Source organism: Luteimonas sp. YGD11-2 (genome assembly GCF_004118975.1).
Taxonomy (GTDB): Bacteria; Pseudomonadota; Gammaproteobacteria; order Xanthomonadales; family Xanthomonadaceae; genus Luteimonas; species Luteimonas muca.
Window position 1 is genome coordinate 1,695,939 of sequence record NZ_CP035376.1, and the last position, 12,935, is coordinate 1,708,873.

General features: G+C 67.9%; 9 protein-coding genes. All 9 read left to right on the forward strand.

The features are described 5' to 3' along the window. Positions 1–3,153 (forward strand): CusA/CzcA family heavy metal efflux RND transporter, encoded by a 3,153-nt coding sequence (locus ERL55_RS07720; RefSeq protein WP_129135902.1) that lies wholly within the window; start codon positions 1–3, stop codon positions 3,151–3,153. A 172-nt stretch (positions 3,154–3,325) separates the two neighbouring features. Beyond that, positions 3,326–3,838, forward strand: a complete 513-nt coding sequence (locus tag ERL55_RS07725) for a MerR family transcriptional regulator (RefSeq protein WP_129135903.1) — start codon at positions 3,326–3,328, stop codon at positions 3,836–3,838. Then, entirely contained in the window at positions 3,835–4,143 is a 309-nt protein-coding gene (locus ERL55_RS07730) for a DUF2933 domain-containing protein (RefSeq protein WP_129135904.1), read from the forward strand. Before ERL55_RS07725 ends, ERL55_RS07730 begins: the two co-directional genes overlap by 4 nt. A 1-nt stretch (position 4,144) precedes the next feature. Further along, a complete protein-coding gene (locus ERL55_RS07735) occupies positions 4,145–4,810 on the forward strand; it encodes an isoprenylcysteine carboxylmethyltransferase family protein (protein ID WP_129135905.1) in 666 nt (221 codons plus the stop codon). Between the two features lie 147 nt (positions 4,811–4,957). Next, a complete protein-coding gene (locus tag ERL55_RS07740) occupies positions 4,958–6,343 on the forward strand; it encodes an MBL fold metallo-hydrolase (RefSeq protein ID WP_129135906.1) in 1,386 nt (461 codons plus the stop codon). Then, positions 6,340–7,857, forward strand: a complete 1,518-nt coding sequence (locus ERL55_RS07745) for a thymidine phosphorylase family protein (RefSeq protein WP_129135907.1) — start codon at positions 6,340–6,342, stop codon at positions 7,855–7,857. Before ERL55_RS07740 ends, ERL55_RS07745 begins: the two co-directional genes overlap by 4 nt. After that, entirely contained in the window at positions 7,854–8,768 is a 915-nt protein-coding gene (locus ERL55_RS07750; protein ID WP_129135908.1) for a ribose-phosphate diphosphokinase, read from the forward strand. The genes ERL55_RS07745 and ERL55_RS07750 overlap by 4 nt, the downstream gene beginning before the upstream one ends. Further along, positions 8,765–11,227, forward strand: coding sequence for a xylulose 5-phosphate 3-epimerase (locus ERL55_RS07755; protein ID WP_241685728.1), 2,463 nt, complete (start codon positions 8,765–8,767; stop codon positions 11,225–11,227). Before ERL55_RS07750 ends, ERL55_RS07755 begins: the two co-directional genes overlap by 4 nt. Continuing rightward, on the forward strand, positions 11,172–12,845 hold the full coding sequence (locus ERL55_RS07760; protein ID WP_241685729.1) for an AarF/UbiB family protein: 1,674 nt from the start codon (positions 11,172–11,174) through the stop codon (positions 12,843–12,845). The genes ERL55_RS07755 and ERL55_RS07760 overlap by 56 nt, the downstream gene beginning before the upstream one ends. The last annotated feature ends 90 nt before the right edge of the window (positions 12,846–12,935 follow it).

Genomic DNA, 12,935 nt, shown 5'->3' on the forward strand with positions numbered 1-12,935 from the left:
ATGCTTGGCCGTCTCATTGAATGGTCGGTGCGCAACGTCTTCCTGGTGCTGGTGATGGCGCTGGCGATTGTCGCCGGTGGCATCTACGCACTGATGAACACGCCGCTGGACGCACAACCGGATCTGTCGGACGTGCAGGTGATCGTGTTCACGGAGTACCCGGGGCAGGCGCCCCAGGTGGTCGAGGACCAGGTCACCTATCCGCTGACCAGCGCCCTGCTCGCGGTGCCGAAATCAAAGGACGTCCGCGGCTTCTCGTTCTTCGGCGCCTCCTTCATCTACGTCATCTTCGAGGAGGGCACGGACCTGTACTGGGCGCGCTCGCGCGTGCTCGAGAACCTCAACGTCGCGTCGAAAAACCTGCCGGCTGGCGTGGCACCGGCACTGGGACCCGACGCGTCCGGCGTGGGCTGGGTCTACCAGTACGTGCTGCAGAGCGACCGCCACTCGCTGGACGAGCTGCGCGCGATGCAGGACTGGTACCTGCGTTACCAGCTCACCACCGCGCCCGGCGTGGCCGAGGTCGCCAGCGTCGGCGGCTTCGTGCGCCAGTACTCGATCACCGTCGATCCGGTCCGGCTGCGCGAGTTCGACATCCCGATTTCACGCGTGTCCGAGGTGATCGCCGAGAGCAACCGCGACGTCGGCGGCCGCGTGATCGAGATGGCCGAGACCGAGTACATGGTGCGGGGCCGCGGCTACCTGCGCGGTATCGAGGATATCGAGAGCCTGGTTCTGCGCGCCGAAGGGGGCGCACCGGTGCTGATCGGCGACGTCGCCCGGGTCGAACTGGTACCCGATGAGCGCCGTGGCATCGCCGACCTGGACGGCGAAGGCGACGTTGTGGGCGGGATCGTCATTGCGCGCTTCGGCGAAAACGCCCTGGCCGTGATCGGCGGGGTGAAGGACAAGATCGCGGAACTTGCGCGAGGCCTGCCCGAAGGCGTCAGCGTCCAGGCGGTCTACGACCGCTCCGACCTCATCGTGCGTGCGATCAAGACGCTGCGCACGACGCTGCTCGAGGAGAGCCTGATCGTCGCGCTGGTGTGCCTGGTGTTCCTGTTCCATGCGCGCAGCGCGCTGGTGGCGATCGTCATGCTGCCCGTGGGCGTGCTGATCGCGGTGATCGCGATGCGCATGCTGGGCATGAACTCGAACATCATGAGCCTGGGCGGCATCGCGATCTCGATCGGCGTGATGGTCGACGCGGCGATCGTGATGATCGAGAACGCGCACAAGCACATCGAGCGCGACGATGGCTCCCGCAGCCGGACCCAGCTGATCATCGACGCCTGCCGCGAGGTCGGGCCGGCGCTGTTCTTCAGCCTGATGATCATCACCGTCTCGTTCCTGCCCGTGTTCGCCTTGGAGGCTCAGGAAGGTCGCCTGTTCAAGCCGCTGGCATTCACCAAGACCTTCGCGATGGCCGGTGGCGCGCTGTTGTCGATCACGCTGGTACCGGTACTCATGCTGCTGTTCGTGCGCGGCAAGATCGTGCCCGAGCACAAGAATCCGGTGAACCGGTTCCTGGTTGCGGCCTATCGGCCGGTGATCAACGTCGTTCTGCGGCACCGCATGGCCACAGTCATGTTCGCGCTGGTCGCCCTGTTTGCCAGCCTGTGGCCTGCATCGCGCCTGGGCAGCGAGTTCATGCCCACGCTCAACGAAGGCACGCTGCTGTACATGCCCGCGTCGCTTCCCGGCATGTCGGTGACCAAGGCATCGGAGCTGCTGCAGCAGCAGGACCGGATCATCAAGGGCTTCCCGGAAGTGGAGTCGGTGTTCGGCAAGGCGGGTCGCGCCCTGACCGCCACCGACCCGGCGCCGCTGGAGATGTTCGAGACCGTCATCAACCTCAAGCCCGAGGACGAGTGGCGTGAGGGCATGACCACCGACAAGCTCATCGCCGAGATGGACGAGGCGCTGAAGTTCCCGGGCGTCGCCAACTCCTGGACGATGCCGATCAAGGCCCGGACCGACATGCTGGCCACCGGCATCCGCACGCCCGTGGGCATCAAGTTGTTCGGCACGGATCTTGAGCAACTCGACGCGCTGGCCACCGAGATCGAAGCGGTGGTGCGCGAAGTGCCGGGGACGACCAGCGCGTTCGCCGAACGCCTGACCGGCGCCTACTACCTCGACATCACCCCGGACCTGCCCAGCCTGGCGCAGTACGGCGTGACCCTGGGCGAGGTGCAGGACGTGGTGGCGGCCGCTCTGGGCGGCGAGATCGTCACCACCATCCTTCAGGGCCGCGAGCGATTCAGCGCGATCGTGCGCTATCCGCGCGAGCTGCGAGACGATCCGCACCGGATCGGCAGCCAGGTCCTGGTGCCGGTCCCCGGCGGCGCGCAGGTGCCGCTCGGCGAACTGGCGCAGATCGAGGTCAGGAAGGGGGCGCCGAGCATCCGCACCGAGAACGCGATGCTGGCGGCTTACATCTACGTCGATACCCGCGAGAGCGATCTCGGCCGCTACGTGAAGGCTGCGCAGGAAGCGGTCACCGAGCAGGTGCAGTTCCCGCCGGGCTACTACGTGACCTGGAGCGGACAGTACGAGTACATGCAGCGCGCCGCAGAAAAGATGCGCGTCGTCGTCCCGGTGACGCTGGCGCTGATCTTCCTGCTGCTGTACCTCAACTTCCGCCGCGTCACCGAGTCGCTGATCGTGATGCTGTCGGTGCCGTTCGCACTGGTCGGCGGCGTGTGGCTGATGTGGATGCTCGACTACAACGTCAGCGTCGCGGTGATCGTCGGCTTCATCGCACTGGCCGGCGTCGCCGCGGAAACCGGCGTGGTGATGCTGATCTATCTCGACCACGCGCTGGAGGCGCGTGCCGTGCATCGTCGGGCCGAAGGCCGCTCGCTGGATGCCGGTGACCTGCGCGAGGCGATCATCGAAGGCGCGGTCGACCGTGTGCGTCCGAAGATGATGACCGTGGTCGCGATCATGGCCGGCCTGCTGCCGATCATGTGGAGCAGCGGCACAGGCTCCGAGGTCATGCGCCGCATCGCCGCGCCGATGGTGGGTGGCATGGTCTCGTCCACGGTGCTGACCTTGGTGGTAATCCCGGCCCTGTACTCGTTGATCAAGCAGCGGCAGCTGGCCAGGAAGCGGCCAATGGCTGCTGCGCTGCCGGCGGACGTGTCGTGATGCTGCCGACCTTCAACGCGCCAGGGCAAAGGCGGTCCGCGTGTGCGTTGCCCCCGCGTTATCGCTGCGGGAGCACTCGATGCCTTGGTGTGGATGGAAGCGTATCAGCCGAGCTTGACCTGTGTGCGGGACACAGGTCTAGCGTGATCACCATCTTTCCTGGAGCGCGCCAATGATGGGCAAAGACGAAGCAGCGCCGCAGCTGATGACGGTACGCCAGCTGGCACAGCAGGGCGACGTCACGGTGCATGTGGTGCGCAACTATCTGCGGCGCGGCCTCCTACAGGCGGCCACGCACACCGAGGGCGGGTATCAGCTCTTCTCGGCTTCGGAGCTCCAGCGCCTGCACTTCATTCGCGCGGCACAGCAGCTTGGTTTCACGCTGGCCGAAATCGAGGAAATCATCCGCTACAGCCTGCAGCGGCATAGTCCCTGCCCGCTTGTGCGGGACATCATCCGGCGCAGGCTCGACGACACCCGCCAGCAACTGGACAGGCTCCTCGCCATGCACCAACGGATGGAGCGTGCCATCCACGCTTGGGCCGCGCTGCCGGACTCCATTCCGACTGGCGACGATGTCTGCGCATTGATCGAAGCCGTTGCCGCGACAGAAGGCGGCAAGTTCGTCAGGTCCACCCCGCGACGACTCATCGGGCGCCGCCTCGCTCAGGAGAATCTGCCATGACTGTCCCCCGCTCTCCCGCCACGTCCGGGCCCCGACGTTGGGTCTTCTGGACCTTCCTCGCGCTGGCCGTGTTCTATCTGGGCGTCGAGCATCGCGCCCACCTCGCCGGAACGCTCCGCTGGTTGCCGCTGGCCATCCTGCTGTTGTGCCCGCTCATGCATGTGTTCATGCACAAGGGACATGGCGGTCATGGAGGCCACGGGCAAGACAGAAATGCCGATGCCCCCACCGGTGGTGGTGATGACGGCCGTCGCAAGCAGGCACAGACCGACGAGACATCCGACACCTCGACCGGAGGGCACTGACATGCATGCACCTGACTCTGGCTACGGACTCTGGCTCCTGGCCGCCATCAACGCCGCGTTCTTCATCTTCTTCGCCTGGAGCTTCTACAAGCCGTTGACCCGGTGGGACTGGCGGGGGTTCGGGATGTTCTCCGCCTTCGTCGTGGCCCTGTTCGCGGAAATGTATGGCTTCCCGCTGACGCTGTACGTCCTGGGCGGCTGGCTCAGCGCCAACTATCCGCAGGTGGACTGGCTCAGCCATGACGCGGGCCATCTGCTGGAGATGTGGTTCGGCTGGCGCGCCAACCCGCATTTCGGCCCATTCCACATCGCGAGTTTCGTGTTTATCGGCGGAGGGTTCTGGTTGTTGTCGACCGCCTGGCCCGTGCTGTATCGGGCACAGCGAGAGGGTCGGCTTGCCCGTGAGGGCGTGTATGCGCGCATGCGCCACCCGCAGTACGTTGCCTTCGTGCTGGTGCTGACCGGCTTCCTGCTGCAGTGGCCCACGCTGCTCACGCTCGCCAGCTACCCGGTGCTCGTGTGGGCCTATGCCCGCCTTGCGCGCCGCGAGGAAAAAGACTGCTTGAGCCGCTTCGGCGATGACTACGTCCGCTACATGCAGGAGGTGCCGGCCTTCATCCCGCGCCGCCGGCTTGGTCCGGGCGCAACGCAGGGAGAGGTCCAATGAGGCACGCCCACTGCATCGGCGATGGTCAAGGGGTCGCCTCGATTCTCGAGCCGCTCGACTGGGTGAGGACCACCGGCGCGTCGAGCAACCCATGTCTCCTTTTCCCGTTTTGATGCCGCGGCACTGCCGCAGTCCCCAGGAGCAACCATGAACAACAAAACAAGTCCCACTCTCCAATTCCTCGGCGCCGCGGGCACCGTCACCGGCTCACGCTACCTGGTTGAGGCCAACGGTCAGCGCGTGCTCGTGGACTGCGGCCTGTTCCAGGGCTACAAGCAATTGCGCGACCGCAACTGGGCTCCGTTTCCCGTCGAGCCGTCATCGATCGACGCGGTAGTCCTGACCCACGCCCACCTGGACCATTCGGGCTACTTGCCCGCACTGGTCAAACAAGGGTTCCGCGGCCGGATCCACTGCACCCATGGCAGCGTGGCCCTGTGCGGCCTGCTGCTTCCCGACAGTGGATACCTGCAGGAAGAGGATGCTAAGTATGCAGCGCGCAAAGGGTACTCCAAGCACAAGGAACCACGACCGCTTTATACCGAGGATGACGCCCGCCGCAGCCTGAAGCAGCTCAAGGGGCATGACTATGGTCGCGACATCGAGGTCGCATCAGGCGTCACGATCCGCTTCCATCCTGCCGGCCACATCCTGGGCGCTGCCCACGTCAGCCTGGACGTCCAGGGCCAGCGCCTGCACTTCAGTGGTGACCTGGGCCGGCAGCAGGAGTCTCTGATGAACCCGCCAACGCCCCTGCCCGCCTGTGACGTACTGGTCTGCGAATCCACATATGGCAATCGGGAACACATTCCGATCGACCAGGAAGCCGAGCTGGCACCGATCATCCGCCGCGTTGCCGCCCGCGGGGGCGTGATCGTCATTCCCGCCTTTGCCATCGGCCGCGCCCAGGCGCTCATGCTGCATATCGCCCGGCTGCGTGAGCGCAAGGACATCCCTCGCGTGCCGGTCTACCTCAACAGCCCGATGGCGATCAACGCGACCCGGCACTACCACGCCCACCATTCCGAGCACCACGTGTCCGAAGAGGACTGCCAGCGGATGTTCGACGTGGCCACCTTCGTCAACACTGTAGAAGAATCGAAGGCGCTCAACCGCCAGCGCGGGCCGATGATCATCATCTCGGCCAGCGGCATGATCACCGGCGGGCGCGTGCTGCACCACATCGAGGCGTTCGGCCCCGGTGACCGCAACGCGATCCTGCTGGCGGGCTACCAGGCCGGAGGAACACGCGGTGCCGCGCTGGCGGCAGGCAAGCGCACGTTGCGCATGTTCGGGCGAGAGGTCCCCATCCGCGCCGAAGTGGTGCAGCTGGAAGGCTTCTCCGGCCACGCCGACGCCGGGGAGTTGCTGGACTGGATGCGCACTGCGCCTTCCGCGCCGCGCGTGGTGTACCTCACCCACGGCGAGCCCGACGCAGCCGACACGCTGCGCGGGCGCGTGCAGCGTGAACTGGGCTGGCGTGCGCGCGTGCCGGAGCACCTGGAGCTAGTCGGATTGGAGGATGCGAGATGACCACGCAGGCCCCGGGCCACACCCGCCTGCGCGTCACCCGTGCCGGCATCGACACCTACCAGCAGCCGGTGGTCTATATGCACCGTGACTGCGAAGTCTGCCGCTCGGAAGGCTTTGCCGCGATGACGCGCGTGAGGCTGGACGTCGGCGCGCGCACGCTGGTGGCGACGCTGAACGTGGTCGTCGACGATCGGCTCGGCCTCGACGAGGTGGCGCTGTCGGAGGCCGCGTGGACGCTCCTCGATCCCATGCGCGATGCCCTCGCCCGGGTGCGGCATGCGGAACCCGCGTCGTCGGCAGGCGCGCTCCGCGCCAAGGTGTTCGGGGCACGGCTGGACGACGCGCAGTACCTCGCCCTGGTGCAGGACGTGATGGAAAGCAGGCTGTCGGACCTGGAGCTTGCCGCTTTCGTCACGGCCAGCGCGGGCGACCGCCTCGACAACGCCGAGACGACCTCGCTGACACGGGCCATGATCGCCGTTGGCCAGCGCCTGGATTGGGGCGATGGGCCGGTGCTGGACAAGCATTGCGTCGGCGGCCTGCCCGGCAATCGCACCACGCCGATCGTGGTGGCCATCGTGGCTGCGCTGGGCTACCGCATCCCGAAGACGTCCTCGCGCGCGATCACGTCGCCCGCGGGCACCGCCGACACCATGGAGGTCATGGCGCCCGTGGCGCTCGATCTGGCGGCGATGCGCCGGGTGGTGGAGCGCGAGGGCGGCTGCATCGTCTGGGGTGGCAACGTGCGCCTGAGTCCGGCCGACGACATCCTGATCCGGGTGCAGCGCCCGCTGGATTTCGACAGCGACGGTCAACTGGTGGCCAGCGTGCTGTCGAAGAAGATAGCCGCGGGCTCCACCCACGTCCTGATCGACATGCCGGTGGGTCCGACGGCCAAGGTGCGAGGTGAGGCCGCGGCCCACAGCCTCGGCACGCGGCTTGCCCACACCGCGGGCGCGCTGGGATTGCAGTTGGGCATCCATCGCTCCGACGGCAGCCAGCCGGTGGGGCGGGGAATCGGTCCGGCGCTCGAGGCGCACGATGTGCTCAAGGTGCTGCGCAACGCAGCCGATGCACCCGCCGACCTTCGCGAACGCGCACTTGCGCTGTCCGCGGCGCTGCTGGACATGGCACCGGGCAGCAACGCCGGCACCGGACTGGAGCGCGCGCGCGGCGTGCTGGATTCCGGGGCGGCGCTGGCCAAGTTCCTGGCGATCTGCGAGGCCCAGGGAGGCTTCCGCGAACCGCCACGGGCGGCGTTCACCGCCGACGTCCCGGCGCCTGCATCGGGCCGCATCGCGGCGATCGACAACCGCAGGCTGGCCAAACTGGCCAAGCTGGCCGGCGCCCCGACATCCCCAACCGCCGGCCTCGAAACCGGTCTGCGGATCGGCGATACGGTCGAGCGGGGACAACCTCTGCTCACCCTGCATGCGGAGTCGCCGGGAGAACTGGCCTACGCCCTGGAGCACGCCGTGACGCTGCAACCTTTTGTGCTTGGAGAGGTTCCATGACCCGTGTGCTGATGCCATTCCCGGCCGATGCAGTGTTGGCCGGCAACATCAACCAGCCCCTGCAGGCGCGCATTGCACCCGTGGCTTGGCGGCACTTCCCAGATGGCGAGTCGCTGGTCACCCTGGACGACGCACTGGCCGGAGCCGATGTGGCGCTCCTGGCCAGCCTGCGCAACGCCGATGCCACGGCCCTCCCGTTGCGCTTCGCCGCCCGGACCGCGCGCGAGTTCGGGGCTCGTTCGGTCGGCCTCATCGCACCCTACTTGGGGTATATGCGCCAGGACACCCGCTTCCATCGCGGCGAGGCGGTCAGTACACCGCTGTTTGCGCAATTCCTCGAAGAGGCTTTCGACTGGCTGGTGACCGTGGACCCGCACCTGCACCGCGTCGAGCGCCTGCAGTCGCTCTACCGCATTCCGACGGTCCACGTATCGGCGACGCCGGCCGTGGCCCGCTGGATCGCTGAGACCGTCCCCGACGCTGTGCTGATCGGCCCTGACAGCGAGAGCGAGCAGTGGGTAGCGGACATCGCCGCCCTGTCCGGCATGCCCTACCAGGTGCTGGCCAAGGAGCGGCACGGCGACTACGACGTGCGCGTCAGCCTGCCCGACCCGGCAGCCGTGGCTGGTCGGACTCCGGTGCTGATCGACGACATCGTGTCGTCCGGCCACACGATCCTGGAGACCCTCGCACACCTGCGCCGGTTGTCGTTGCCGTCGCCGTTGCTGGTCGCCATCCATCCGGTGTTCGCAGGCGACGCCTATGCCCGCCTGCAGGAGGCGGGCCTGGCCCGCATCGTCAGCACTGACACCATTTCCCACCCCTCCAACGCCATCGCGCTGGGTGCGGACCTCGCCGCCGCGGCATCGACCCTGATGACCACTTCGACCGATTCCCCGGAGGACCCATGAACCTGCATCTCAACTGCTGCACCGCCGACCAGCTGTCGGCCGCCGAGCGCCAGCGGATCCTTGAACTCGCCGACGCCCACCGGCAGGCCGATCCCGCGTTCGCCCACTGGGCGGCCGGCTACGGGGTGATCCGACATGACCCGCTTACCCAGCTCCGGGTCCGCCAGATGGTGCACGAGCTGGTCGCCCTGGGCCGCACGCCGGATGCCGGCACCGCATGGCAGCGGCTCGCCGCGGCCGACCGCGTCACCAGCGCCGGCATGTGGCTGGTGGCGCACATGACCTACAGCCAGCGCGTTCGTACCGACGGCGCGGCCCTGGAGGTCGATGATTTCAAGACCACGCCTGAAGGCCACACCGGCGGGTCCCTCAACATGGTGCCCGCCTACGCCGGCTACCTGCTGATGGATTCCCTGGATGGCGTCACCCGCGCGTGGATGATGGGCCAGGGGCACTGCGTGGCCGCCATCGACGCGCTGAACGTGCTGGTTGGCAACATGACCGACCGGCACGCCGAACGTTACGACCGCACCGGCGAAGGGCTGAGCCGGTTCGTAAGCGACTTCTATGCCTACACCCTCAATCCGGACGGAACGCCGGCGTCGCCCCTCGGCTCCCACGTCAATGCGCACACCGCCGGGGGCGTGATGGAAGGCGGCTATCTCGGCTTTGCCGAGCTGCAGTACGTGCATGCGCCGCTCAAGGATGAACGCCTGGTCGCCTTCCTCAGCGACGGTGCGTTCGAGGAACAGCGTGGCAGCGACTGGGCGCCACGCTGGTGGCGCGCCGAGGACAGCGGACTGGTCAGCCCGATCATCATCCTCAACGGGCGCCGCATCGAACAGCGCAGCCAGATCACCCAGCAGGGCGGCGAGCGGTGGCTGGACCGGCACCTGCGATTGAACGGCTTTGATCCGATCGCGCTGGACGGGCGCGATCCGGCCAGCATCGCGTGGGGCATCCACGTGATGGAGTCGCGCCTGCAAGCGGGCGCCGCTGTTCCCGCCGACGTGCGGCTGCCCTATGGCATCGCCGAAACCGTCAAGGGCTTCGGCTTCCCCGGCGCCGGGACCAACGCCTCGCACAACTTGCCGCTGCCGGGGAATCCGGCGAAGGATGCCGCGGCGCGCACGCTCTTCAATGAAGGCGCAGCGGCGCTGTTCGTGGCCGCGTCGGAGCTCGAGCAGGCCGTTGCCGCACTAAACAGCCACGATCTCCAGCAGCGGGTGCGCGAGCGCGACCATGCGCTGGCCGATCGCCAGGTGGAACCGCCCCGCGTCCCGGCGATCGCCGACCGCGGCGCCGGCGGTGAGAGCTCGCCAATGACCGCACTCGACGAGCAGTTCGTCGCCATCGCCGAGGCGAATCCGGGACTGCGGGTGCGCGTGGGCAATCCCGATGAGCTGCGCAGCAACAAGCTCGACCGGACCCTGGACGCGATGAAGCACCGGGTGCACGAGCCCGAGCCCGGCGTCGCCGAATCGCCAACCGGCGCGGTCATCACTGCGCTCAACGAAGAAGCCGTGGTCTGCGCGGCGCTCGGCAACAAGGGCGGGCTAAACCTGGTGGTCACCTACGAGGCGTTTGCACCGAAGATGCTCGGCGCCGTACGTCAGGAACTGATCTTCGCCCGCCACCAGGCCCAGGCCGGGCGCCCACCCGGCTGGCTGGGCGTGCCCCTGGTGCTGACCTCGCACACGTGGGAGAACGCGAAGAACGAACAGTCCCACCAGGATCCGACCATGGCCGAGGCACTCATGGGCGAAATGGCCGACATTTCGCGCGTGGTGTTCCCGCCGGACGCCAATGGCGCTGCCGCCGCCCTCGCCCGCGCCTACGCGCAACGGGGCACGGTCACCACACTGGTCGTTCCCAAGCGTCCGGTGCCTCATGAGCTGACCCCGCAGCAGGCCCAGGCACTGGCCGAGACCGGCGCAACATGCCTCGCCGGCGATCCGGAGACGGCGGCGATCCTGCTGGTGGCCACCGGCGCGTACCAGCTGCAGGAAGTGCGCCGCGCACAGGCGCGTCTGGCCGCACGCGGAATGTCGGCCGCGATCGTCTATCTCGCCGAACCCGGCCGATTTCGCGCCCCGCGCGATCCGGAGGAGGCAAGGTACGTGCACTCCGACAGTGCGGTCCAAGCGCTGTTTCCGGTGGGCCGGCCGCGCGTATTCGTTACCCACACCCGTCCGGAGCCCTTCCTCGGTGCGCTGCGCCGACTCGACACCGGCCCCACCACCACCGCGGCGCTGGGCTTCGTCAACCGGGGCGGCACACTGGACGTGCCGGGCCTGCTGTTCGCCAACCGCAGCACCTGGGCGCACGTGGTTGACGCGGCTGCGGGCGTCCTCGGCGAGTCCCGCGACAACCTGCTGTCCGAAGCGGAGCTGGCGGCCGTGGATGGTCACGGCGATCCGACCGCCATCCTGCGCGCGGAAGCGGGGCCGGCATCGTGAGCCGGCCGGCCAGGACCTCGCGCTGATGGCGGGCACGGTGCGCCGCGGAGGCCAGATCGCCTGGGCCGGACTGACTCTCGGGGTCGCGGTGTTGCGCCTGCGCCGACGCAGACCAGAACGGCTTCCCGCGTACGTCAGCGCCACCCTGGTGGGGCTGGGTACCACCTTCGTCAAGCTGGGCCAGGGTTTGAGCCTGCGCTGGGACCTGCTGCCGGCGCCCTATCGCGAGGCATTGTCGCGGTTGCACAGCGACGTGCCGGCATTTCCTGCGGACCAGGCCAGACACATGGTCGAGCAGGCGTTCGGCGCGCCGGTCGACGCGCTCTTCGCCAGCTTCGATGACAGGCCGCTGGCCGCAGCGTCAGTGGCCCAGATCCACCCTGCGCGCATGCATGACGGTCGGGACGTCGTCGTCAAGATCACCCGCCCCGGCATTCACGCCCAGGTGCAGGCCGATCTGCGGCTCCTGCGGCGCACGATGCGCGTAGCTCAGTGGGTCTGGCCGCCCCTCAGGCGACACCGCCCGCTCGAACTCGTGGACGAACTGGGCGCATTCCTGCACGACGAGATCGACATGCGTCACGAGGCGCAGAACATGCGGCGCATGGCCAAGGTGCTCGATGCCCTGCCCGGCATTACCCAGCCGCACGTCGTCGAGCCGTACGCCAGCCGCGACGTGCTGGTCCAGGACCGCAGCCACGGCACCCGCCTGGAGACCGCTTACGGAACCGCGGCCGCTCCCGCGCTGGCGAGCGCGCTGCTCGATGCCTACGTGCATCAGCTCTTCGGCGCCGGCGTATTCCATGCCGATCCGCATCCGGGAAACCTGTTCTTCTTCGACGACGGTCGCCTGTGCCTGCATGACTTCGGCTCGATCGGCGTGCTCGACCCGGCATCCCGGCTCGCGCTGGGCGGCATGGTCGAAGCCATCGCCGCCGACGACGCCGAAGGCGTGCTGGATGCGGCAATCGCCTTGGGCTTCTTCCCGCCGCAGGTCGAGCGACGCTCGCATGTGCGCGAGATCCACCTGATCCTGGCCGAGATGGCCAGCCGTCCGCTGGCGGAGTGGTCCATTGCCGAGGCGATCTGGCGCGTGGCACGCATTGGGCAGGGCGCAGGATTCCGGCTTCCGGCCCACCTGCTGTCCCTGATCCGGACGCTGTTCCTGGTCGAGAACACGTTGCGGGCACTGGATCCGGATCTGGACCTGCTGGGGACGCTGTCGGCACAGGCGGCCGAGATCGCCGACATCGCCGATGCCAGCCGCCCCGGCGGCAACAGGCCGCTCGCGATGCGGCTGGCCCGCACTGCGCGCCAGCTGCCACAGATCGCCACCGACCTGTTGCGGCAGGCGCAGCTGAGCGACGGACGGCCCGCCTTTTCCGTACACCACCACGGTTTGAGCTCCACGCAGGAGGCACTCGCGCGCACCGGCAACCGGCTTGCGCTGGCACTGGTCACCCTGGGTCTCTACGTGAGCGGGGCGCTGTTGAGCCTGCACTCCGAAGGCCCGCAAGTGTTCGGCCACCTGCCTTTCCTGGCGGTCCTGGCCTTCGCCGCAGCGGGGTTGCTCTCGCTGCGGCTGGTCACGGCCATCGCCAGATCGGGGCACCTGTGAGCAGCCTTAGCAACGGACATCGGGAATGGCCGACCTCCCGGAAGCCTGCTGTAGAACCACTGATCTATCTCCCCGCTGATGCTCAATGCA

Bases quoted from the DNA above. Each gene is read 5' to 3' on its own strand.
- ERL55_RS07760 (WP_241685729.1), top strand. From the start codon at position 11,172: ATGGTCACGGCGATCCGACCGCCATCCTGCGCGCGGAAGCGGGGCCGG.
- ERL55_RS07745 (WP_129135907.1), top strand. From the start codon at position 6,340: ATGACCACGCAGGCCCCGGGCCACACCCGCCTGCGCGTCACCCGTGCC.
- ERL55_RS07755 (WP_241685728.1), top strand. From the start codon at position 8,765: ATGAACCTGCATCTCAACTGCTGCACCGCCGACCAGCTGTCGGCCGCC.
- ERL55_RS07725 (WP_129135903.1), top strand. From the start codon at position 3,326: ATGATGGGCAAAGACGAAGCAGCGCCGCAGCTGATGACGGTACGCCAG.
- ERL55_RS07720 (WP_129135902.1), top strand. From the start codon at position 1: ATGCTTGGCCGTCTCATTGAATGGTCGGTGCGCAACGTCTTCCTGGTG.
- ERL55_RS07740 (WP_129135906.1), top strand. From the start codon at position 4,958: ATGAACAACAAAACAAGTCCCACTCTCCAATTCCTCGGCGCCGCGGGC.
- ERL55_RS07735 (WP_129135905.1), top strand. From the start codon at position 4,145: ATGCATGCACCTGACTCTGGCTACGGACTCTGGCTCCTGGCCGCCATC.
- ERL55_RS07730 (WP_129135904.1), top strand. From the start codon at position 3,835: ATGACTGTCCCCCGCTCTCCCGCCACGTCCGGGCCCCGACGTTGGGTC.
- ERL55_RS07750 (WP_129135908.1), top strand. From the start codon at position 7,854: ATGACCCGTGTGCTGATGCCATTCCCGGCCGATGCAGTGTTGGCCGGC.